Source organism: Vibrio sp. 9-16B-A1 (assembly GCF_056726165.1).
Genome location: NZ_JBSDZD010000004.1, coordinates 350,522 through 373,098 on the forward strand (window position 1 = coordinate 350,522; position 22,577 = coordinate 373,098).

General features: G+C 53.5%; 22 protein-coding genes. 10 read left to right on the forward strand and 12 right to left on the reverse strand.

Going from position 1 to position 22,577, the window contains the following annotated elements:
• Positions 1-114 precede the first annotated feature (114 nt).
• Complete coding sequence (locus ACVB80_RS09510; protein WP_481081040.1) at positions 115-1,263, forward strand: iron-containing alcohol dehydrogenase; 1,149 nt, start codon at positions 115-117, stop codon at positions 1,261-1,263.
• 64 nt (positions 1,264-1,327) lie between these two features.
• Here ACVB80_RS09510 and ACVB80_RS09515 read toward each other — a convergent pair whose 3' ends face one another.
• The 6 genes from ACVB80_RS09515 to ACVB80_RS09540 are packed head-to-tail and all read right to left on the reverse strand — an operon-like array spanning position 1,328 to position 8,186.
• On the reverse strand, positions 1,328-2,956 hold the full coding sequence (locus ACVB80_RS09515; RefSeq protein ID WP_481081041.1) for a BatD family protein: 1,629 nt from the start codon (positions 2,954-2,956) through the stop codon (positions 1,328-1,330).
• A complete protein-coding gene (locus ACVB80_RS09520; RefSeq protein ID WP_481081042.1) occupies positions 2,950-4,881 on the reverse strand; it encodes a VWA domain-containing protein in 1,932 nt (643 codons plus the stop codon). The genes ACVB80_RS09515 and ACVB80_RS09520 overlap by 7 nt, the downstream gene beginning before the upstream one ends.
• A complete protein-coding gene (locus ACVB80_RS09525) occupies positions 4,874-5,836 on the reverse strand; it encodes a vWA domain-containing protein (RefSeq protein WP_481081043.1) in 963 nt (320 codons plus the stop codon). Before ACVB80_RS09525 ends, ACVB80_RS09520 begins: the two co-directional genes overlap by 8 nt.
• The gene (locus tag ACVB80_RS09530; protein WP_481081044.1) at positions 5,829-6,287 is read right to left on the reverse strand and encodes a DUF4381 domain-containing protein; all 459 of its coding nucleotides are present in this window, start codon (positions 6,285-6,287) and stop codon (positions 5,829-5,831) included. Before ACVB80_RS09530 ends, ACVB80_RS09525 begins: the two co-directional genes overlap by 8 nt.
• On the reverse strand, positions 6,274-7,221 hold the full coding sequence (locus ACVB80_RS09535; protein ID WP_481081045.1) for a DUF58 domain-containing protein: 948 nt from the start codon (positions 7,219-7,221) through the stop codon (positions 6,274-6,276). Before ACVB80_RS09535 ends, ACVB80_RS09530 begins: the two co-directional genes overlap by 14 nt.
• Before the next feature lie 8 nt (positions 7,222-7,229).
• The gene (locus ACVB80_RS09540) at positions 7,230-8,186 is read right to left on the reverse strand and encodes an AAA family ATPase (protein WP_481081046.1); all 957 of its coding nucleotides are present in this window, start codon (positions 8,184-8,186) and stop codon (positions 7,230-7,232) included.
• Positions 8,187-8,461: 275 nt separating this feature from the next.
• On the opposite strand from ACVB80_RS09540, the gene ACVB80_RS09545 reads away from it, so the two are divergent.
• The 3 genes from ACVB80_RS09545 (at position 8,462) to ACVB80_RS09555 (ending at position 11,537) form a co-directional block, all read left to right on the forward strand.
• The gene (locus ACVB80_RS09545) at positions 8,462-10,372 is read left to right on the forward strand and encodes a methyl-accepting chemotaxis protein (protein ID WP_481081047.1); all 1,911 of its coding nucleotides are present in this window, start codon (positions 8,462-8,464) and stop codon (positions 10,370-10,372) included.
• Between the two features lie 48 nt (positions 10,373-10,420).
• Positions 10,421-10,621, forward strand: a complete 201-nt coding sequence (locus ACVB80_RS09550; RefSeq protein ID WP_481081048.1) for a restriction endonuclease subunit S — start codon at positions 10,421-10,423, stop codon at positions 10,619-10,621.
• A gap of 238 nt (positions 10,622-10,859) precedes the next feature.
• A complete protein-coding gene (locus ACVB80_RS09555) occupies positions 10,860-11,537 on the forward strand; it encodes a LuxR C-terminal-related transcriptional regulator (protein ID WP_481081049.1) in 678 nt (225 codons plus the stop codon).
• 127 nt (positions 11,538-11,664) lie between these two features.
• On the opposite strand, the gene ACVB80_RS09560 is transcribed toward ACVB80_RS09555, so the two are convergent.
• Genes ACVB80_RS09560 through ACVB80_RS09570 form a run of 3 tightly spaced genes read right to left on the reverse strand, consistent with a single transcriptional unit; the run spans position 11,665 to position 13,409 of the window.
• Entirely contained in the window at positions 11,665-12,501 is an 837-nt protein-coding gene (locus tag ACVB80_RS09560; protein WP_481081050.1) for a CsgG/HfaB family protein, read from the reverse strand.
• A gap of 10 nt (positions 12,502-12,511) precedes the next feature.
• A complete protein-coding gene (locus ACVB80_RS09565; protein ID WP_481081051.1) occupies positions 12,512-12,928 on the reverse strand; it encodes a curli assembly protein CsgF in 417 nt (138 codons plus the stop codon).
• Between the two features lie 10 nt (positions 12,929-12,938).
• Positions 12,939-13,409: a curli production assembly/transport protein CsgE gene (locus ACVB80_RS09570; RefSeq protein ID WP_481081052.1), complete on the reverse strand. Its 471-nt coding sequence runs from the start codon at positions 13,407-13,409 to the stop codon at positions 12,939-12,941.
• Between the two features lie 358 nt (positions 13,410-13,767).
• Here ACVB80_RS09570 and ACVB80_RS09575 point away from each other — a divergent pair, with 358 nt between their 5' ends.
• Genes ACVB80_RS09575 through ACVB80_RS09585 form a run of 3 tightly spaced genes read left to right on the forward strand, consistent with a single transcriptional unit; the run spans position 13,768 to position 15,678 of the window.
• Positions 13,768-14,400, forward strand: a complete 633-nt coding sequence (locus ACVB80_RS09575; protein ID WP_481081053.1) for a curlin subunit CsgB — start codon at positions 13,768-13,770, stop codon at positions 14,398-14,400.
• Between the two features lie 46 nt (positions 14,401-14,446).
• A complete protein-coding gene (locus ACVB80_RS09580) occupies positions 14,447-15,346 on the forward strand; it encodes a hypothetical protein (protein ID WP_481081054.1) in 900 nt (299 codons plus the stop codon).
• The gene (locus tag ACVB80_RS09585; RefSeq protein ID WP_481081055.1) at positions 15,340-15,678 is read left to right on the forward strand and encodes a hypothetical protein; all 339 of its coding nucleotides are present in this window, start codon (positions 15,340-15,342) and stop codon (positions 15,676-15,678) included. The genes ACVB80_RS09580 and ACVB80_RS09585 overlap by 7 nt, the downstream gene beginning before the upstream one ends.
• A 64-nt stretch (positions 15,679-15,742) precedes the next feature.
• Here the strand turns inward: ACVB80_RS09585 and malK are convergent, their stop codons facing one another.
• Positions 15,743-16,858, reverse strand: coding sequence for a maltose/maltodextrin ABC transporter ATP-binding protein MalK (gene malK / locus ACVB80_RS09590; protein WP_481081056.1), 1,116 nt, complete (start codon positions 16,856-16,858; stop codon positions 15,743-15,745).
• Between the two features lie 659 nt (positions 16,859-17,517).
• Between malK and malE the strand changes: the two genes are divergently transcribed.
• The 3 genes from malE to malG all read left to right on the forward strand — a co-directional run bounded on the left by malE (position 17,518) and on the right by malG (position 21,263).
• Positions 17,518-18,699, forward strand: a complete 1,182-nt coding sequence (gene malE / locus ACVB80_RS09595) for a maltose/maltodextrin ABC transporter substrate-binding protein MalE (RefSeq protein WP_481081057.1) — start codon at positions 17,518-17,520, stop codon at positions 18,697-18,699.
• 92 nt (positions 18,700-18,791) lie between these two features.
• Entirely contained in the window at positions 18,792-20,360 is a 1,569-nt protein-coding gene (malF, locus tag ACVB80_RS09600) for a maltose ABC transporter permease MalF (protein ID WP_481081058.1), read from the forward strand.
• Positions 20,361-20,372: 12 nt separating this feature from the next.
• Positions 20,373-21,263, forward strand: a complete 891-nt coding sequence (gene malG, locus ACVB80_RS09605) for a maltose ABC transporter permease MalG (protein ID WP_481081059.1) — start codon at positions 20,373-20,375, stop codon at positions 21,261-21,263.
• Between the two features lie 415 nt (positions 21,264-21,678).
• Here the strand turns inward: malG and ACVB80_RS09610 are convergent, their stop codons facing one another.
• Together ACVB80_RS09610 and ACVB80_RS09615 are read right to left on the reverse strand one after the other, a co-directional pair.
• Entirely contained in the window at positions 21,679-21,924 is a 246-nt protein-coding gene (locus tag ACVB80_RS09610) for a hypothetical protein (RefSeq protein ID WP_481081060.1), read from the reverse strand.
• Between the two features lie 105 nt (positions 21,925-22,029).
• Positions 22,030-22,515 (reverse strand): acyl-CoA thioesterase, encoded by a 486-nt coding sequence (locus ACVB80_RS09615; RefSeq protein WP_481081061.1) that lies wholly within the window; start codon positions 22,513-22,515, stop codon positions 22,030-22,032.
• Positions 22,516-22,577: the final 62 nt, after the last annotated feature.

The following is a 22,577-nucleotide window of genomic DNA, read 5'->3' on the forward strand; positions in this document are numbered from 1 at the left end:
AAAACAGAATCAGGTCAGCCGGTTGGCTGGCCTTTTTTTGTGAGTCGTATCGCGGACTTGTCATATCCGGTCGCTATGCTGTTAGCTGATATTTCAAATCAGCTGGCGGTTATCATGAAATTTACCTATTCCAATCCAACCCGGATCTTTTTTGGCCAGGGACAAATCTCAGCCCTGACTCAGGCGCTTCCCAAACAGGGCAAAATTTTGCTGCTGTATGGCGGTGGTTCAATCAAACGTAATGGCGTTTATGACCAGGTGGCGGCCGCCCTTGAGGGCCACGACTGGCTGGAATTTTCCGGTATTGAGCCGAACCCGAGCGTAGAAACCCTGGATAAAGCGGTGGAGCTGGTAAAAGCGCAGGGCGTGGATTATCTGCTGGCGGTCGGTGGTGGCTCTGTAATTGATGGCACCAAGTACGTGGCCGCGGCTGCCTGCTACGAAGGTGATGGCTGGGATATTCTGACCGGCCATCACAGAGTGAACCGGGCGCTGCCGCTCGGCGCGGTACTGACCCTGCCTGCTACCGGCTCTGAATCTAACTCCGGGGCGGTGATCACCAAAGCCACGACTCAGGATAAGCTGGCCTTTCTCTCACCTGAGGTGCAGCCACAGTTTGCGGTGCTTGATCCGGATGTCATGAAATCCCTGCCGGAGCGGCAGCTGATCAACGGTATTGTGGATGCCTGGGTTCATATCTGTGAGCAGTACCTGACGTATGACGTGGGCGCGCTGGTGCAGGATGGCTACGCGGAAACCCTGCTGCGTAACCTGTTGGAGCTGGGGGAAACTTTCGAGCTGCGTGATACAGACATCTGGCGTGAAAACCTGATGTGGACCGCTAACCAGGCTCTTAATGGCCTGATTGGCTCCGGTGTTCCGCAGGATTGGGCGACCCATGCCATCGGCCATGAGCTGACGGCACTGTTTGGTGTTGAGCACGCCCGCTCGCTGGCGATGATCCAGCCAGCGTTGCTGCGCGATCAGATAGACGCCAAGCGTGCCAAACTGGAGCAGATGGGATTGTACGTGTTTGGTCTGGAGCCGGGTGAAGACCTGGCAGAACGTACCATCGATGAGATTGAAGTGTTCTACAGCGTGCTGGATGTGGATACCCAGCTGACGGATTACCCGGGCGATAAAGAAGGGGCGATCCGGAATGTGGTCGGCCAACTGGTGGCACACGGACAGATCCGGCTTGGCGAGCAGCAGAGGATTGACCTGCAGGCCGCTGAGCGGATCTTAAACCAGGCTATTGCCTGACAGACCTGAGCCTGATAAATCAACGCCTCCGGAATGGAGGCGTTTTTTTTAACTTAACGGCTGTTTACAGCTTCTCTAATGCGCCGGAACTGACCCGGGGCACTTTGGCCTGTTTCAGCAGGGCTTTCAGCCTGGCCGGATCAAAGCTTTTGGCACCGTTCTCCGCGGCGAAAAGGCTCTCCATAAAGGCATCCACTTCCGTTTGCAGTTGGCGGGCATCCTCCCCGTTGAGCGGATACTGCAGTTTCCAGGCACTTAAGTGGCGGGTAAAAGCTATGCCGTCCTGGTTGTCGATCGCCGTAAACAGGGCCTGGTGGCTGTCACTGCTGACGGCTTTTTCCGGTGTCTGTTTTACTGCCGACTGGCGGCCTGTTTTCCACCACAATACCAGAGTGACAAGCCAGCCAGCGCCCAGTGCCAGGCTCAGCCATGGCCACCAGCCCGCATCGGAGACGAGCTGCACCTGACTGGTTTGCGCCGCAGGTGCCGGAAGCGTTGTTGATTCAGGGCTTGCTGTTGCCGGGGAGACACTGACGCGAAGGCCGCTGACCTGACTACTGCCTGGTTTATCGGCCTTTGTGTTCCACCAGTTGATGTTGACTCCGGGCAACTGGTACTCACCAGCCTTGTTGGCGATAAGAACCTGTTTTACCGTCATGACCGTATCACCCTGGTCATTCTCGCTGAACTGCGCAGGCTCCGGGTAGAGACGAAACTCTGGCGGGTAGCTGAGGCTGAGTTCCGGTAATTGTTGCTGGCTGAGATGGCGTGCGCTCAGTACCAGGGTACGTGTCAGCACATCTCCCACTTCAAGTTCAACCGTATCGGCCGTGAGCCGCGCGCCATCGCCATCCTGCCACAACTGGTTCAGTGTCAGGCGGGAGGTCGGCAGCCACACCCCCTGATAACCGGCGGGCCTGCCTTTGACACGGATGGAGACAGGAGCGGGCAGTTTGTCCAGTTCCACCAGCCGGGTTGAGCCATAGCGGTTACGGTTGATCACCCGTCCGGTCAGCGCGGTCGGTGCTAGCGTCAGTTCGCCGCTTTTCTCTGCCAGCACGTCAAACTGCTGTTCAACGACCGTGCTCTCGATGCCGTCAATTACGGTTTGATACTGTTTGCCCTGGCCCAGTGGGGTGATGGTCAGCCCGTCTCCCTGAGGTGGGGTGACCTGGCTTCCCTGCAGGCGGCGCGGGTCAAATTTGAGGATCAGGCGGGTGGTCAGCCGGGTCCGTTCGCCCACGTACAGCTCATTGGTATCGAGTTTCACGCTGTAGTCCAGCAGATCGTCCTGGGCCGGAGCGCCCGGGTCAGCAGCGACCTGGATTTTGATTGGCTGGCTTTTGGCACCCTGAACCTCAAACGCCGGAATCGTCAGTACGCCAAGGCGGGAGGCTGCGAGTGCGATGCTCCATTCACTCTGCCGGCTCACTTTGCCGTTGATGTTATTGGTATAAGAGCCAAAGCGCGGGCCACTGACGTAGAAATCCGGGTTGAGGCCGGACAGATCCAGCTCGTCGCCGTCTGCTGAGTCATCCAGTACGACTTTGAGCTGGAAGACTTCATCTTTGGATACCTGATTGCGTGAGACACTGGCTGTCAGTGTGGCTGCCTGACTCAGGCTGCCACACACAAGGGCTGCCAGAGAGAGACAAAGCACCAGAGGTCGCCGGATTATTGAATGCGTTACCATGATTGCTCGTTATCCTTTGGTGTTGGTTTTTGTTGCGCCTGCAACTGCATTTGTGCTTTAAGAAGAAACGCCGGGTCCGCCTGCGCCTGAACCTGTTCGAGCTTGCGCATTACCGGATCCGCGTCCTGGCCGTCACCGGCCTGACCCTGAGCGGCAGCCACCTGAGACGGTTCCTGTTCAGACTCTCCCTGCTCTGCAGAAGCTTTCATCTGGCTTTGGGCACTTTCGTTCTGGCCGGGCTCTGGCTGTTGCTTCGGTTTATTCTGGGTTTGGCCGTTTTGTTCAGACGATGGTTGATCTTCTGAAGCAGCCTTATCAGCATCCTGCTGACCCTGCTGACCCTGCTGACCCTGCTGACCCTGCTGACCCTGCTGACCCTGCTGACCCTGCTGACCCTGCTGACCCTGCTGACTTTGTTGCCGGTCATCCTGGCTCTGCTGTCCGCCGGACTGAGGCTGCTGCTTACCGGCAGAGTTTTCCCCGTTCTGTGGTTGCTTCTGCTGACCACCGGTGCCATCATCCTGCTGTTCCTGCTGTTCCTGCTGTTCCTGCTGTTCCTGCTGTTCCTGCTGTTCCTGCTGTTCCTGCTGTTCCTGCTGTTCCTGCTGCTTCAGCGCCTGCTCAACCTGCTCCAGGTTGCCCCGGATGTCCGGGTTATTCGGGTCTTTTTCCTGCAGTTCCTGGTAGACGTCCCTGGCCTTTTCCAGCTCACCGCTTTGTGCCAGTGCGCCGGCGTAGTTGTAGCGCGATCTGTCATCAGTAAGCGGAGCCAGCACTCTGGCGGCTTCGGCGTACTCGCCAGCCTGGTAGAGGGCGGCCCCTTTCCATGCCGGGTCAGAAAACTGCTCTGCAGCCGCCTGGTGATCCCCGGCCTGATAAGCCGAATAGCCCAGCTGATCGCCGGTCGAGAAAGCGGCGGCGTACACCGGCTGAGGCTGAACAAACGGCAGCAGCAACAGACCAAACAGCCAGCCGCGGCGGAACATAGCCAGCGCCGGAACAAGCAGCAGCGGCAGCAGCCAGAAGCCGTTGTTTACCCTGTGCTCCAGGGTTTCCTGCTCACCGGATTTGGCGCCCTGCAGCAGGCCGGGGCCTCCGTCTGCGAGCCGTTCCAGGTCCTGGTTATCGGCGGTCAGTTTGGTAAACACGCCGCCATGACGTGAGGCCAGCGTGGCCAGGTTATCCATATTGGTTTTGGCTATCACGGTGACCCCGTCACTCCGTTTCAGCAAAGATCCATTCGGCAGGGTGACGGGCGCGCCGCTGCGGCTGCCCAGAGCCAGTACCGAAATGCGCCAGTTGTCTTCCACTTCATCGAGCAGCTCCAGCTGACGGTCACTGAGATCATCGCTCAGCAGCAGGATCTCTCCGGAGGAGTAACCGGCTTCTTTCATCAGGTTGATGGCCTGATCGACCCCGGCCCGGGTATTGCCGCCCTGATAAGGCATGATGTCCGGGCTGAGGTGTTTGATAAGCTCTGCCAGGGTGTGGCTGTCGCTGGTCAGCGGGCTCAGGGTATAGGCGTCTCCGGCAAAGCTCACCAGACCGGTGCTGCCTTCGCTCAGCATCGGCAGCAGATCCAGTGCTTTAAAACGCAGCTGTGCCAGCCTGCTCGGCTTTACGTCCTGAGCATACATGGAGCGGGACATATCCAGCACCAGTACCCGCGCAGCATCACTCTGGAACGCCGGGCGGCTGGCGGTTTGCCAGCTTGGGCCCGCCAGCGCGACAGCACCGGTTATCCAGCCAAACAGCAGCAACGCACGCATGCTGCCGGATGACGGGCTGACCTGAGCCAGCCTTTGGGCGATATGCGGGGCAATCAGGCCCTGTTTGCCAGCGCTGCGTTTCCACAGCGCCGCGATGATCAGTGCCGGAATAAGCGCCAGCAGTGCCCACGGGTAAAGAAATACAAAATCAATCATGCTGCCTCCTCAGCCAGCCAAGTGTCATGGCAGAGAGTAAAAACAGCGCCAGTGGCAGGCCGAACCATTCCGTCCGGGGACGCCAGGTCTGGGTTGCGCCGCTGACCGGTTCCAGTTTGTCTATCTGGTCGTAGATCCCTGCCAGCTGCGCGGCATCGCGGGCACGGAAATACTGACCGCCGGTCATCTGGGCTATCTGAGTCAGGGTCTGTTCGTCGAGATCGGCCGCGGTATTGACCGTCTGGCTGAGCAGAAAGCCTTTCACCACCATTTCACCGGCGCCGACACCCACGGTGTAAATCGTCGCATCATGCTTTTTGGCGATTTCAGCGGCTTCAAGCGGGTTGAGGAGCCCGGCGGTGTTACTGCCGTCACTGAGCAGCACCATGACCCGCTGCGGCGCGTCGCTGTCGATAAAGGTCTTGGTTGCCAGACCAATACCGTCGCCAATCGCGGTGCGGGTACCGACCAGTTGCAGCACGGCGCGGTCAAGCTGCGCTTTGACGGTTGTCCGGTCGAGCGTCAGCGGGGTCTGAACGTAGGCGTGGTCGGCAAACAATACCAGCCCGATCCGGTCACCTTTTCGGCGTTCAATGAACTCCGACAGCACCTTTTTTACCGCGCTGAGGCGGTCGATATAGTCGCCGTCATACTTCATATCCTCCTGACTCATGGAGTAGGAAAGATCCACCACCAGCATCAGGTCCCGGTGTTTGGGATGGTACTCGACCGGCTCACCCAGCCATACCGGGCGGGCGCAGGCGATGACCAGGCTTACCCAGCCGACAATCGCGAGGATTTTTGGCAGCCGGGTTTGGGTAATTACGGCCGTATGCCCTGTGGGAACAAAGGGCAGGCGGATCTCTGCGGTTTCGCGAACCGGTGGGGCAAAGCGGTAGATCAGAAGAGGTAATGGCAGCAGCGCCAGCGCCCACCACCAGGTAAAATCAAGCATGGCTGCCTCCTTTTTTGGGTGGCAGAGCTTTACTCAGCCAGTGATGCACATCATTCAGCCGCTCTGGTGACAGTGGGGCGTCCTGATAGAGAGCCCGTTGCCACTCATCGAAATGAGGCGAAAAGCGTGGCTTATCAAGCTGCTCGTCAAGAAATGCAAGCCAGGCCTGACCGTGCAGACCAGCGACCTGTTGGCGGGGAAAGTAACTCAGCGCTGCGCGGCGGGCCAGTTCCATCGCGCCCTGAGCGTCCTGAATCTGTGTCATTTGGCAAAGGGCATCACGTCTGGCCTGGTGGTGTTTGCGTCTTCGTTGCCACCAGAATGCGGCCGCAATGATGAGCATCAACGCAAGGCCAAGCAGCGCCCACCAGCCCCAGGCCAGTGGCCACAGACCCGGTTCCGGTGGCAGGTGCAGCGGTGCGAGTTGCAGGGGAGTATCAGCGGTTGCCAAGAGGATCCTCCTGAGTGTGTATTTGGGCCAGCTGGGGCAGCAGCGGTATTCCGCCGGAGAGAAAATGCACCGGAATCGCCAGCTGGTCACAGGTGGTTTTGATATGGCTCTGGCCATCTTTCCACTGGCTGGCAAATGCCCGGCGCAGGGCGCGGGAGCCAAAGTTGAGCCACTGCCCATGCTCTCCGTCACTGACCCGGGCCTGCCCTTTAAATGGGGTCTGGCCCTGTTCGAGCGGGTCATAGACCGAGATAACTCTCAGCCGGTTGTGCTGCCTGAGCTGGCTCAATTGAGCTGCATCATTTTTATCAAAACGCTGAAAGTCTGAGATCAGAATGATGTCACTGCCTTTGGGGCACAGGCGATGCAGGGCTTTGAGGGCCTGGCTGACCGGCAAAGCAGCACTCTCAGGATGAGTGAGAGCCGCATTGTGCAGCGACACCAGCCGGTCGAGCATGTGCAGGGTGCCTTTGGCGCGGGCGGTGGGTTTAAGCTCTGTCAGCTGATGGCCATCGTCGATCAGGGCACCGATCCTGTCCTGAGAGGCCGTGGTCAGCCAGCTTATCAGCGCAGCCAGATGGGCGGCCTGGACAGATTTAAGCATCAGGCTGGAGCCAAAGCGCATGCTGGTGCTGATGTCGATATACAGCATCACCGGCTGCTCGCGTTCCTCGCTGAACAGTTTTGTATGCGGCTTTCCGGTCCGGGCGGTGACCCGCCAGTCAATGGCGCGGATATCATCACCGGCCTGATAGCGGCGCACTTCAGAGAAGTTCATACCGCGTCCGGTGCGCCGGCTCTGATGACCACCACTCATCTGAGACCACAGGCTGCGAGCTGGTGGCAGCCATTTCAGACTGTGATTTTTGTATTCCAGCAGCTCAGTCAGGGTCAGTTCGACCCCGTTGCTGCCAAATGGTAGTTGCTGTTGCATAACGGGCCTCAGGCGCTGCCGACCAGACTCAGCAGCTTGTCGATCACCTGGCTGGCACGAATACCCTGCGCCTGGGCCGGGTAGCTCAGCAGCAGGCGGTGGCGCAGTACCGGGTAAGCCATGGCGTGCACATCTTCCGGGGTAACAAACTCACGGCCAGACAGCCAGGCGTGGGCACGGCAGGCACGGTCGAGCGCGATAGTTGCCCGCGGGCTGACGCCCATTTCCAGCCAGCCTGCCAGTTCAGGACTGTACTGTTCCGGTTCACGGGTTGCCATGATAAGCCGGACGATATAGGCCTCGATGCTGCCTGCCATCTGAGTCTGCAGTGCTGCCTGGCGAGCTTCGAATACCTGCTGCTGGCTCAGCTGCTCCGGTTTTTCAGCCCGCTCACCCATGGCTTCACCACGGTTAAGGCGCAGAATAGCCAGCTCGCTGTCCGCGTCCGGATAGTCGACTTCAAGGTGAAGCAGGAAACGGTCGAGCTGAGCTTCCGGCAGCGGATAGGTGCCTTCCTGCTCGATCGGATTTTGGGTTGCCATCACCAGAAACAGCTCCGGCAGGGCGTATGTCTTGCGGCCTGCGGTGATCTGCTTTTCTGCCATGGCTTCCAGCATGGCCGCCTGCACTTTGGCCGGAGCGCGGTTGATCTCATCGGCGAGGATCATTGAGTTAAAAATCGGGCCTGCCTGAAAGGTGAACTCACCGGTTTCAGGGCGGAAGATATCGGTACCGGTCAGGTCAGCAGGCAGCAGGTCAGGGGTGAACTGAATGCGGTGAAAATCCCCTTCGATACACTCTGCCAGGCACTTGACTGCCCGGGTTTTTGCAAGGCCGGGAGGGCCTTCTACCAGAATGTGGCCATCGGCAAGAAGGGCCACCAGCAGTTGTTTTACCAGCTCATGCTGGCCGACCACCTGGCCGTTAAGATAGGTTTGCAGCTGCTGAAAAGAGCTCGAATGCATAGTGCGACTACTCCAGACTCATTGAATTACTCGGATTCGGACTTTGATCACAAAAAAAAGTTCCTTTGCATTTCTGCAATAAAATATTGATCAGTAAAGGAAAGCAAGTTCTACAGTTAAAGGGTTAGTTTGGCAACCGTTTGCGCATCAGGGCGCCGGAAAAAAATCACGGTAAAGCTCGCGTATACTCAGCCGATAGAAATTAAGGTTTTGCTAAACCCCCCTTTGAATTACAACAAAAACAACGATTGCACAGGAATCGGAGCCACTTTTATATGTTCGCATCTCTTTCAATAAAACAGAAAATCGTCGCCGGGATCACCGTTGCGGTACTGGCGTCTACCTGCCTGGTCGGTTTTATGTCCTACAGCCAGTCGCGCGGCGTGCTGGAACACCGCCTGGTGGACATTGAACTGCCATCCATGCTTAACCTGGTCGGTGAGCAGGTTGATAAAGAAGTCTCTCAGATGCTGGCGGCAGCCGAGCAACTGGCGAGTAACAAGTTCATTCATGAGGCGATTGCCACGACCGCGCGTGACCCGGAAGTGGAAAAGCTGCTGGTTGAACAGCTTAACGTGGTTCGCGACCAGTACGGTCTGAACGATGCCTCGGTGGCTAACCGTAATACAGCTTATTACTGGAACCAGGGCGGCTTCCTGCGTGAACTGAATCAGCAGCAGGATGGCTGGTTCTTTGGCTTTACCGGTTCGGGCCAGCCAACCAGTGTCAGCGTATTTACCGAAGCCAATGGCGAAGTGAAAATGTTTGCCAACTATCAGCAGCTGAATGGTCTGGCGATGTCCGGGCTGTCCAAGTCGCTGAACGACATGGTGTCGCTGATGAACAGCTTTCAGATTGAAGACACCGGTTTTGTGTTCCTGGCGAACGCAGAAGGTAAAGTGCAGATCCACAAACACTCAGGCAAACGTAATTCAGACCTGACGGCTCTTTACGGTCCGGAAGCACGTACTTTGCTGACCAAAGGCGACTTTAACCTGATCACCGCTGAAGATGGTGGCACTGAGGTGTTTATCGCCAGCCGTTACGTACCGTCCATGGACTGGTTTATCGTGGCTCAGGTGCCAACCAGCGAGGTATTTGCCGAGCTGAATGAGACGGCACGTTACATGCTGATCACCACAATCGTGGTGGCTGCCGGCTTTATTTTCCTTGGTCTGCTTCTGGCGAGCACAATTACCCGTCCTATTCAGGCGATCGCCGCTCGTTTCCGTGAGCTGGGTGAAGGTGACGGTGACCTGGCGCAGCGTATCGAAGTGAAGGGTAACGATGAGCTTGCGCAGCTGTCTCAGGGTTTTAACGGCTTTATCGAAAAGATCCACCACTCGGTGAAAGAGGTGGCTGAAACCAGTCAGGCGTTACAGATTGCAGCTCAGGGCGTGGCAGAGAAATCAACTACTACCCACGATAACAGTCAGAACCAGCGTGACCAGACTATTCAGGTGGTGACTGCGATTAACGAGATGGGTGCCACTATCAGCGAGATTGCTTCTAACGCGGCAACCGCTGCTGACACTGCCAATGGTGCAGAGAGCAGCACCACTCATGGCCGTGATGTGATTTACAAAGCGAAGGATGCGATCAGCCGTCTGGCGTCTGATATCGACCATATCGGCAGTGTGGTTCAGAAACTGGCGGGCACTACCCAGGACATCGGTTCTATCCTGGACGTGATCCGTGATATTTCAGACCAGACCAACCTGCTGGCGCTGAACGCTGCGATTGAGGCGGCGCGTGCCGGTGAGCAGGGCCGCGGTTTTGCCGTGGTAGCGGATGAAGTACGTAATCTGGCGAGCCGCACTGCAGACTCGACTGAAGAGATCCAGAAGATGATCAATCAGCTTCAGGACGATGCTAAAAACGCGGTGAATGCGATGGAAGCGGGTAAGGAAGTCACTCACCAGGGCGTGGTGTCTACCGATCAGGCGGTGGAAGTGCTGACGGAGATTTCCGGCAGCATTACCGATATTTCTGACCGAAATACTCAGGTGGCGACCGCGACCGAAGAGCAGTCCACTGTTGTGCATACCATCAATGAAAATATTGAGGAAATCAATGCCATTAACGAGCTGACTACCAGCACTGCAGAAGAGCTGGCACAGGCCAGTGCCGAGCTTTCTGAGCTGTCACGTCGCCTCGATGCTATGGTGGGTGGCTTTAAACTGTAAGGTAAATTGGGTAGACTCCCGGTCAGATAAGTTAACCAGGACATCACAATGAGCGATTTTGAAAAAGAACTGGAAGCGATGAGCCAGCAGGCCGGTGACGAGCCGGAAGTGAAGCTGCCATCAATGGAAGAGCAGAAAGCCGTGGTTGCCAAGCTGAAGCAGCTGGAAGCCGAAGGCAAACTGACTCCGGAAGTGCTGGAAGAGCACTTCGGCCAGTTCTACGCAAAAACGGACGCGCCGGTCCACTAAACTTTTGCGTTACGATGAAAAGGTGCCTCTGGGCACCTTTTTTGTTATCCGTATCATACTGATTTTTATTCAACTGCTTTCTTAAATAAGAGACTTCCTGGTTAAGTTCATGATTAATTACCAGTTTGTTAATTAGCTCTTTATAAAATGCGTACTGTAATCGATTTCATTGATTTGACTCGTAATGCGCAGTTGATAGATTGGTCAGGTCAATGGTTGGTTTAGGAAGGAGTTTGGTATGGAGACAGGATCTGTTGCCAGAGTTCATGCGGCTTTTTTGGCGGATAACAGTTTGCAGTCTGTACTCCTCAAGGAGTCGATAGAAAAAGAAACAAACCTTGCAATTAAACTGGTGTCTCCGGATAAGCTGACCGCGCTGGAAGAGGTGGCTCCCGGGCAAATGCCGGAGCTGATGATCATCGATCTGGCAACGTGCAAAGATGGTGTTCTGGAACATTATCAGCAGCTGCGAGCCGGTTGCAGCGGTGAATGTAAAGAGGTGCTGCTTAACTGTCAGAGTGAAGTCCAGTACAAAGAGATGCTCAAGTGGCGCAACCTGGTTGGAGTGTTCTACACCAGCGATTCCCTGGAGACCCTGATCCAGGGGATCACCAAGGTGCTTGAGGGTGAGCTGTGGCTCAGCCGGCGTCTGATGCACGAGTACATCAAGTTTTACCGCGAGCGGCAAAATATCAGCACGAATTCGGACTATTCAATCCTGACCAAAAGAGAGCAGCAGATCATCAAGATGCTTGGTGATGGCGCTTCTAATCAGCAGATCGCTGATGCCCTTTATGTGAGTGAAAATACCGTTAAAACGCACCTGCACAATGCGTTTAAGAAGCTTAAGGTGAAAAACCGTCTCCAGGCCCTGCTGTGGGTGAAAGAGAACGTCGCCAGCGAAGAGTTTGTATAGTTAAATAACCGCCACACCAGAAAGGGTGATAATAGAAAAGAAAAGGGATGCCGCAGCATCCCTTTTTGCTTCTTTCTGGCCAGGAAAGAACCCCGGCCACCGCGTCCATGCGGTGCCGGGGAAGCGCTTAAAGTATCTGATGCTTCTGGGCTTCGTAACGCTGCAGGATTGGGTTTTCTTTGTAATCGGAGCGGGCCGGTTGCCACAGCCCGGCTTTAATGCCCTTGACCACCATGTGGATCACCGCTGCATCGATGGCGGACATTACCGCGATATTGACCGGTTCATTGTGGGTGTAGCCCACTTCGGCTTCGAGCAGCTCTTTGTAATCGATGAAGCGGAACGCACCGGCGGTCAGTTCATGGGAGAAAATGGTCTTGCTGGTGGTGATTGAGAGCAGGATCTGTCCGCTGCGCACATCTACCGCCCTCAGATTCACGGTGACCTGATCGGTCCGGTACTGACCGGAAGAGCCGATCCCCAGATAGCGGGCACCAATGCCACCGGTTTTGATATTGGAGTCGTAGGCAACGATTCCTCCTTCCACCACGATATTGGCCGAGCTGAGCGAAGGCAGATTCACGCCGTGGTTTTTCACTTTCTTATCTTTGCTTTGCGCTGCGCGAATGATCTTTCGTTCGGTGAGCAGGTTCTGCAGCCCTTCCCGCTCCAGGGGTATAAACCAGTTGGAGTCGAGCAGTGAGTTGGTCAGCAGCGCGGTCCCGCCCTGGGGTACGGCGGTGGAGAAGTTACTGTTAGGCTGCGGTTTGTACTGGCCGGTCTGGTCCCGAAAATCATACACAGATACCAGGATTTTTCCCTTTGGCGCAGGCAGGGAGATAAGGTCAACATAAGTTGCGCCGCGCGGCATCAGGGTCGGCGCCGCATCGGGATCGGGAATGGCAAGACTTGAGCTGCACCCGGTCATCACCAGCAGAATAAGACTGACAAAAAGTGATTTCATGTGATGACTCCTACATGTCGGGGGTCAGGCCGGAGACCTGAATTTCGGTGGACTCCCCGGTGTTTTTATCGACGATCTGCACCAGCAGGGTGCCGTTGTCATCGACAATATTGAGGAAGAAGTCATCGGTTTCCAGCTGGCCGGTATTGCCGTTACCCACGTCTGCCAGCAGCTGGCTGATCAGACGTGACTCCAGGCTCGATGCCAGACGGTCCAGGGCGCTCTGCTCTTCAAAACCCAGATCCGGGTCGGCAGGCGGCTTGTAGTCATTAATGGCGTTGGCGACACCCAGCAAATGAGAGGTATTAAGCGGGTTGCCGCCAAAACTTGGGTTGACCGGTGTATAGACCAGCTCTGTGGCGCCGGCTCCCTGAGGAAGCAGACAGGCGCTGATTAACAGACCGATCACTGTGGCTTTGCTTTTCATCCTTGCCTCGTTATAGCTCATCGTAATCAAGATCGAAGGTGTCCTGCAGCAGTCGTTCGGCTTCCCAGCGGATTATGTAGGAACCGACGACTCTCAGGGCCTCATTGGCTTTGTCTTCCGTCTTGCGTCTGCCCGGAGACAGCGCAGTACGGTAAATAGCTTTGTTGCGGTGCCAGATGCTGATAATGCTGCCGGAGAGGGCCGTTGGCCGCTCTGTCACCGTCAGGTTCTCATCCAGGTTTTCATACCTGTCGTTCATCAGCTGGGAAAAGGCGGAGTAAAACTCCTCCCCGATCCGGGTCATGGTCCGGTCCACAATCAGCCCGCCCACTTCACTGAAGTCGTGAAACCTGGGTGAGCTGCCTTCCAGCTGTTTGCCGTTTTCCAGTGGTGTCCCGTTTTCAAGCGGCTTTTCAGTACCATGAGAAAAAAGGGGCGGTATCAGAAGAGCCGCAATTAACCATTTCTGACGTAATACCATTGCAATTAATAAGTTTGTTACCTTGTCGTATATATTAGCTTTGCCTGGGTGTTTAATTAAGTCTTAAAGAGGGTGACGAACCGCATTCTAATCTTTGAGACGTTTTTCATCTGCTGACAATAATATGTTGAGCTAAGATTGGAAGATATAACTTGCTGTATTTTCAATATTTTGTCTCATTTCTAATGCTTTTGGTCAGTAATTGGTTCAGAACGGTAAACTAATTTATTACGCTATTTCTTTCCTCTGATAATAAAGGGAAGATGATGTTTTTAATATTCCATTTAAAGTTTATTGATGAGGCGGAATAACCGGGGGTATATTTTGATTATGCAAAGGGATGAATTTTGGAGTGGGTATGAAAACAGCAAAACGGGTATTTACTCTGGCTGTTGTGATGGCCGCCTCTTCCGTGGTTGCTCCATTCGCACTGGCGGAACTCAATTATGCTCTCGACCGTCCGTTCTCGTCAGAATTTGATGGCTCGCAGGTGATGGATGAGCTGTCCGCCATGCAGGTGTCTGAACGGAACTTTGCTGCTGTGAACATTGAAGACAGCAGCGGTTCAATGGTGTGGATTGAGCAGGCCAATACCGGTGCCAGGGCAAATAAGGCAGCAGTGGTCCAAAAAGGGACCACCAGTTCGCTGGCCGGGATCCGTCAGCGGGGAGAGGGTAATACAGCAGCAACTGAGCAGGCGTATGGCAGCTACAACCTGGCCTGGATAGAGCAGGACGGAGTGGGGCACAGTGGCTATATCGTGCAGCATGGCAGCCACAACACAGCGGTACTCAAGCAGTGTGCGCTGGGGGCTGATTTGGGCTGTGAGGGTGCCAGCCCGGCGGGAGACATCAGTATCGAGCAGTATAACAACGGCAATATCGCCGCACTGTACGGCACGGGTGCCCAGGACTACAACGTAATTCAAAACGGAGGTGACCAGTTGGTCATTATCCACAATATGAGCCGTGCCATACAGGTTAAGCAGTAGTGTGTTACACGGCGACCTCAACATGGAAAATAATAGGGACGACATAATGAAAAAGTTAGCTATAGCAATTTCTGCTGCGCTTTTTGCTTCAGGTACATTTGCATCCGCTGGTCAGGATAATTACAGCGTAGTTCAACTGACAGATGCGGACTATTCAGATGTGAACATTCATCAGCAAAATAAGCAACGCATTGATGCTGATGTTGACGCAAGGGTGACGATCACTGATGCCTATAAAGCGACTGCAGATATCGATCAGTTTGGACCAGATCACAATGCAACGGTAACGGCAAAAAACGGAGCTTACTCCGATAACGTAATTTATCAGCGGGGCCATACAGGCGCACATAACGCAACAGTAAATACTGATACAACTTTTAACCTCGATACCTCAATTGAGCAAACTGGCGCAAATCAGACAGCGTACGTTAAGGCTGACTTTGCCCGCAGCGCATATACTGACCGGACAATTTCAGTTAAGCAGTCTGGTGAAGGTCATAATGCTAATGTTCAGCTGAAAGGTGATGGCTATGGAGCTGCTGCTGTTCGTCAGACAGATGTCGAGATTGTGCAGGCCCAGTCAGATAACAACGTTCGCCTGTACGTTCAGGGCGATGCTTTCAGAAATACCGTAAAAGTAAACCAGGGTACGGATGCTGCTGTAACTTCATCGGGGAATGATGCCTATCTTGACCTTATTAATGGTACCGATGAAAACAACGTTTTTGTCGATCAATTGGGTAAAGATAACTATGCGAAAGTGAAAATCGATGGTGGGGCGAAGAACGAAGTAGATATTGACCAAAATCAGTCATATTCGAAAGCTCTTGTGACTGCGACAAACAGTTACGGTAACGAAGTTGCTGTTACGCAGACTATTTACGACTACGCCCAGGTTAATATGACGAATACCACGCACAGTAATGTGACTATTACTCAATGGTAAGCCCTCTCCTCAAAGCGGCGCCAGGCGCCGCTTTACTTTTCTCCACCCTCTCATTTGCAGGGGCTCTCCCGCCCGGAAAGGTTCTGGAAACCGATCCACTCATCCACTGTGAACTGCGCTCTGATGAAGTGCTGCTGACGGTTATCAGCCAGCAATATCAGGGTTCGCTGACCTTAATCACCCACACCGGAAACCGGCTGAGTTACTACGCCTCACCGGGCGCAACCCTGACCTACCGGCTGGACAGCGGCCAGTTGCCGCTCTCCCTGACGCTGGAAGAGGCCGGGGGGGAGCAGAAGGTGGAGGTGAGTTGCCTGGAATCCGGAAACTAAAAAAGAAAAAAGCCCTCACGAGGAGGGCTTGAAGCCTTATTGGGGATAAGGTGTAACAGAACTTTTATTCAGCACCTGGCTCTTTGTAGAGACGCTGGCACGCGGTGCCATCGCTGTGGAACAGGTGACAGCGGTGCGCAGGAATACCAATCTTGTAGGTGTGACCCGCTTCAACCGGCAGGGTGTCTGGTGCGCGGTAGATAACGTCTGCATCTGCGTCTTCAAGGTTGAGGTATACCTGAGTTTCGTGGCCCAGTTTCTCAACCACCATTACCTCACCTTCGATAACCGCGTCTGCATTTTCATCTGCAGTGATGATGTGTTCAGGGCGGATACCCAGAGACATACGCTCGCCTTTGGTTACTGTGGTGCCGTCAACCGGGATCCAGAATGCCTGGCCGTTAGACAGCTGAACCATTACGCGGTCTTTCTCTGCGGTTTCGATGAACACGCTCATAAAGTTCATCTTAGGTGAACCGATGAAGCCAGCAACGAAGCGGTTTTGTGGGTAGTGGTAAAGCTCAAGAGGCTTACCAACCTGCGCCACGTAACCTGCGTCCAGTACCACAATCTTGTCTGCCATGGTCATCGCTTCCACCTGGTCGTGGGTAACGTAGATCATGGTACAGCCCAGCTGGCGCTGAAGTTTGGTGATCTGTGAGCGCATCTGTACACGCAGCGCTGCATCCAGGTTAGAAAGCGGTTCATCGAGCAGGAATACGTCTGGCTGAGAAACCAGGGTACGGCCGATAGCCACACGCTGACGCTGACCACCGGAAAGCGCTTTAGGCTGACGCTCCAGAAGGTGACCCAGCTGCAGGATCTCTGCCGCGTGAGATACGCGCTTGTCGATTTCGCCCTTGTCTGCTTTTGCCAGCTTCAGGCCGAAAGACATGTTGTCATAAAGGTTTAAGTGAGGGTAGAGCGCGTAAGACTGGAATACCATGCCCACGCCACGTTTGGATGGCTCTACGTCATTCATACGTTGATCGCCAATGTACAGGTCACCTGATGTGATGTCTTCCAGACCTGCAATACAGCGCAACAGGGTGGATTTACCACAACCTGATGGACCAACAAATACTACAAACTCGCCTTGTTTAATCTCTAAATCAACGTTCTTTGAAATCAGTACGTCACCGTATGCCTTGGATACGTCTTTTAAAGTGACACTCGCCATTTAGCTCGTCCTCGATTGATTTTTTTTTAGCAGTTACCGTTCGCATTATAGGTATCTTTGCCGCGAACACTAACCGACAGGAAACAGTAAATAAGAAAAAAAGGGTGACGGTTAATTAATTGAGTTATTCGTCACCCATCGTAGCCAATACACTGTCACGCATTCCCTCGCCATCATTTAAACGTACTCCCCCGTACAGATATACCACTCACGTTTAAATGACACCTGCGCAACAACTCCGGCTCGTAAAACGGGCTGGTGCCCTGATTATTCGCATCCGTTGTCGGACAGATGCAGTTTGTGCGATCCCGGCAGGCGAAACATCCTCCCATGATAAAAAACTCAAGGGGGAGTAGAGGGGGAGGAGGGGCGCAAACGGTTTTTAGGCCGACTTCAAAAAAATACGCCCTTTAAATGTGCGTATGATCACGTTGCGTGACAGTTTTGTGATCTCATTCCGGGGCTGTGCCGATGGAGATCACGAAAATGCGCCATAATGGGGAGGGCGTAGAGTTTAGGATGATGAGCTGGATTGCGTCTTCTATGATGATTACTGTCGAAATTCGGCTTTGATCTGGTATCTCAGATTATCAACTGGCGATTTCAGAGGCACTGGTAATAACTGAATGCCCTACATTCAAGTATAAAAGGATTACAAAATGAAAAAAGCTCTAAGCACTATTGCAGTGTGTACGTTAACTGCTCTTGGTTCTTTTGGCGCTCATGCTGCTATCGAGGAAGGTCAACTGACCATTTGGATTAACGGTGATAAAGGCTACAACGGACTTGCTGAAGTAGGTAAAAAGTTCGAAGAAGATACTGGTATCAAAGTTACTGTAGCGCACCCAGACGCGCTGCAAGACAAATTCCCGCAAACTGCTGCAACTGGCGACGGCCCTGACATTGTATTCTGGGCGCACGACCGTTTCGGTGGTTACGCAGAAGCTGGCCTGCTGGCTGAAATCAAACCTTCTAAAGCAACTCAGGAAGGTATCGTAGATTTCGCCTGGGACGCAGTGAAATACAAAGGCAAAATCATCGGCTACCCTGTAGCGGTTGAATCACTGTCTCTGATTTACAACAAAGACCTGGTTCCAAACCCACCTAAAAACTGGGAAGAAGTAGCGGCACTTGACGCGAAACTGAAGAAAGACGGCAAATCTGCCATCATGTGGAACCTGAAAGAACCGTACTTCACCTGGCCTCTGATGGCTGCTGACGGTGGTTACGCGTTCAAATACACTTCTAACGGTTACGATGTGAAAGACGCTGGTATCAACAAGCCAGGCGTTAAAGCATCAATGAACTTCGTAAAAGACCTGGTAGCGAAAGGCGTTATCTCTGCGGATATGGACTACTCAGTATCTGAGTCTGAGTTCAACAAAGGTAACACGGCGATGACCATCAACGGCCCATGGGCGTGGGGTAACATCGAGAAGTCTGGTATCAACTACGGCGTAACCACTCTTCCTAAGTTCAACGGCCAGTCATCTAAGCCTTTCGTTGGCGTACTGACTGCAGGTATCAGCACTGCATCTCCTAACAAAGACCTGGCGGTTGAGTTCATCGAGAACTACCTGCTAACTAACGATGGTCTGCGTATGGTTAACAATGATAAGCCACTGGGTGCAGTAGCACTGAACAGCTTCCAGGAAGAGCTGGGCGCAGACAAGCGTATCGCAGCAACCATGGATAACGCCCTGAACGGTGAAATCATGCCTAACATCCCACAGATGAACGCTTTCTGGAGCTCTGCTAAGAACGCGGTAGTTAACGTGGTTGATGGTCGTCAGACTGTAGACGCAGCTCTGGCTGACGCAGAAAAACAAATGACCAAGTAATCATTTTTGATTACTCATAAGTCTTAAGTTCCACCCTTTTAAGGAGGGGGTAACCCCTCCTTTTCTTTACTTTTATCGCTAGCAGGTTTCTTATGCAGTCAGTTCAAGGCACAGACGCTATCAATGTAGCGGCACCTAAGACCAGTAAGCAGGTATTTATTAAATGGTCGCTTCTGGCGACAGTGGGCATTGTTAACGGTTACGCAAGTATTCTGATGTACTCGCGTGGCGAAATGGCTTTTGCCATGCTCACTATCCTGCTCACCTCTTTGGCACTATATATTTTCGGCAGTAAGAAGACATACGCCCACCGTTATATCTACCCAGGTATCGCGGGCATGATCCTCTTCATTCTTTTCCCACTGGCATACACCATTGGGCTTGCATTCACTAACTACAGTGCCAAGAACCAACTTTCGTTTGACCGGGCGCAGTCTGTACTGCTCGATCAGACTTATCAAAGTGGCGAGAGCTACTCTTTCGACCTGTTGAAAACAGATAACGGTCATCGCATCGTCATTAAAGATGGTGAGCAGCTGCTTGCCACTAAAGAGATCGATCTTGCGAACGTGTCTGAGTTTACCCTTGAGCTGGCACCTGTGCCGGAAGTAGAAGGTAAGAAAGAACCAATCAAAACCATCGTTAAGAGCCGTGCAACCCTGAGTGGTCTGGATCTGCGCAAGCCGGATGGCAAAGATATCCGTATGAGCGGCCTGCGTAAATTCGCAGCGATTGCTCCGCTGTACACAGTGCAGGGTGACGGTAAGGCTCTTGTAAACAACAAGACGGGTGAAACCCTGATGCCAAATATGGAGATCGGTTACTACCAGCCAGTGAATGAAAATGGCGAGTTTATCGGTAGCCAGATTTCTCCTGGATTTGTTGTCGGCATCGGCACTGCTAACTTTGAGCGTGTTTACGAAGACGAAGGTATCAAACAGCCGTTTGTCAGCATCTTTATCTGGACAGTTGTCTTCTCGGCGTGTTCGGTTGGCCTGACCCTGGTAATCGGTCTGGTGCTTGGCAGTCTTGTTCAGTGGGAAGCACTGAAAGGCCGCGCAATTTACCGCGTGCTGCTTATCCTGCCTTATGCGGTTCCGTCATTCATCTCTATCCTGATTTTTAAAGGTCTGTTTAACCAGAGCTTTGGTGAAATCAACATGGTGCTGGAGACCATCTTCGGTATCAGCCCGAACTGGTTCTCAGACCCGCTGCTGGCCAAGATCATGGTTCTTATCGTGAACACCTGGCTGGGCTTCCCTTACATGATGATTCTGTGTATGGGTCTGCTGAAAGCGATTCCGGATGACCTGTACGAAGCGTCTGCTATCGATGGTGCCGGTCCGTTCAAGAACTTCATGAACATCACCGTTCCGCTGATGATCAAACCACTGACGCCACTGCTGATTGCCAGCTTCGCGTTTAACTTTAACAACTTCGTGATGATTATGCTTCTGACTCAGGGTGGCCCGAACATGATCGGAACTTCAGAGCCTGCTGGTTACACCGACCTTCTGGTGAGCTACACCTACCGTATCGCGTTTGAAGGTAGTGGTGGTCAGGACTTCGGTCTGGCAAGTGCGATTGCAACTCTGATCTTCCTGCTGGTGGGTGGTCTTGCACTGCTTAACCTTCGATTCACCAAGCTGTCTGAACAATAAGGAGCGACGATTATGCCAATGGTACAAGGTAAGTCTCTCAAATACCGGGTTTGGGCTACCCATATCGGCCTGTGGTTTTTCCTGGCACTGATCATCTTCCCGCTGCTGATGGTCGTAGCTATCTCATTCCGTGAAGGTAACTTCGCGACCGGTGAGCTGATTCCAAGCAACCCGTCGCTGGAGCACTGGAAACTGGCACTCGGCATCGCAGTTGAGAACGCAGACGGCAGTGTCACGCCGCCTCCGTTCCCGGTACTGCTGTGGCTGTGGAACTCAGTAAAAGTTGCGGGTGTGACTGCGGTACTGATTGTTGCCCTGTCTACTACCTCTGCTTATGCGTTTGCCCGTATGCGCTTTAAAGGTAAGAGCACCATCCTTAAAGCGATGATGATCTTCCAGATGTTCCCTGCGGTACTGGCGCTGGTTGCTCTGTACGCCCTGTTCGATAAACTGGGTCAGTACATTCCGTTCCTGGGCCTGAACACCCATGGCGGTCTGATCTTCTCCTACCTGGGGGGTATCGCACTGCACGTATGGACCATCAAAGGTTACTTTGAAACCATCGATAACTCGCTGGAAGAAGCGGCAGCACTGGACGGTGCAACCCCATGGCAGGCATTCAGACTGGTACTTCTGCCTCTGTCTGTGCCAATCCTGGCGGTGGTATTCATCCTGGCCTTCATCGGTGCTGTAACAGAAGTTCCGGTTGCTTCCTTGCTACTTTCGGATGTGAGCAACTATACTCTTGCAGTAGGTATGCAACAGTACCTATATCCTCAGAATTACCTGTGGGGTGACTTCGCGGCAGCAGCTGTTCTGTCGGCACTTCCAATCACAGTTGTATTCCTTCTGGCTCAACGTTGGCTTGTTGGAGGATTGACAGCAGGTGGCGTTAAGGGATAATAAGGGATGCGGCGCTTGTCGCCGCACTCTAACAAAAATACGTGTTCGCTTGGCGCTATTGGTTTGGCCGCTGATCAGCTGAGTTGAAGAACACAACAATTACTTGGTTACGCATAGCTGGCTGTTACGCTCTGTGCTTTTTGCTTGCTGCTTAACGGTTTCTTGTAACAAAACCCGGGTTTACGCCTGGGTTTTTTTATACCTGTAAGAAAGGGTTTCCTGACTGGAATCAGGATCACGGACGAGTATGCCTGTTTAGTTGCGTATTAGCAGCTGTCTTAAAAAACAGTGCGGGGCAGATCAAAAAAATCGGCTGGTGGAATTGGGTTGTGTGATCTATGTAAATGGTACGCGGTTGCGTGGTTGCGAGATTACGAGATTACGAGATTTTCGCCCAGAGCCCAGAGCCCAGAGCCTATAACCTCTCCAAACTCGACGGCGCACACCCCAGATGTCTCATCAGCACATACAGGCTCTCCCGGTCGAGCGCGACTTTCCTGAACAGGTTGGCGAAGACCTCATCGCCGCCAAAGCAGGTGCGGATGTAGTGGTTGATCTCGTCGTCTTTATACCCTTCCACGTACAGTGCACGCACCCACTGGTACTCCACTGAGCTTAAATCTTTGATGGTATCGTTGCTGAGTTTGACCGGATCTGCCATTTTCTTTGGGTGCCTGGCGTGACGGGAGTGTCACGGGGCCGTATTTCACCACGTTAAGATGAACAAAAAATGACAGTCCGGTGTATGCCAGGTTAAAACAAGTCGTTATTTCAGGTCTTTAACGTGGGCTTCCATCTCATCGCCAATCTGTTTACGCATCTCAATCAGGCGTAGAGCGGAGCGTTCCAGCTCTCTGTCTTCTTCCGTTTGTGGTACCCATTTCGGCACCGATGTTGGCTTACCTTCTTCATCAACCGCCACCATGATCACAATACAGTGGGTAGTCAGCCTGCGTTCGAGCTTTTTCGGGTCGCTGGCCTGCACGTCGATGGCGATATGCATTGAGCTGTTACCGGTGTAGATCACCTTAGCCGTTACTTCGACCAGGTTGCCCACCAGGATAGGAGAAACAAAGCGGATCCCGCCCGCATATGCGGTAATACAGTACTTGCCGCTCCAGGCTGCGCTGCTGGCGTAAGCTGCCAGATCGATCCATTTCATTACGGCACCGCCGTGCACTTTTCCGCCGAAGTTTACATCCCCTGGCTCGGCCAGAAACCGCAGGGTCATTTCCCTTTGTGCGTCGCTCATCTTATTCTTTCTCCCTGTTTGTGATTTCATAAGCTTAGCAATAGACAAGCCAATGGGAAACG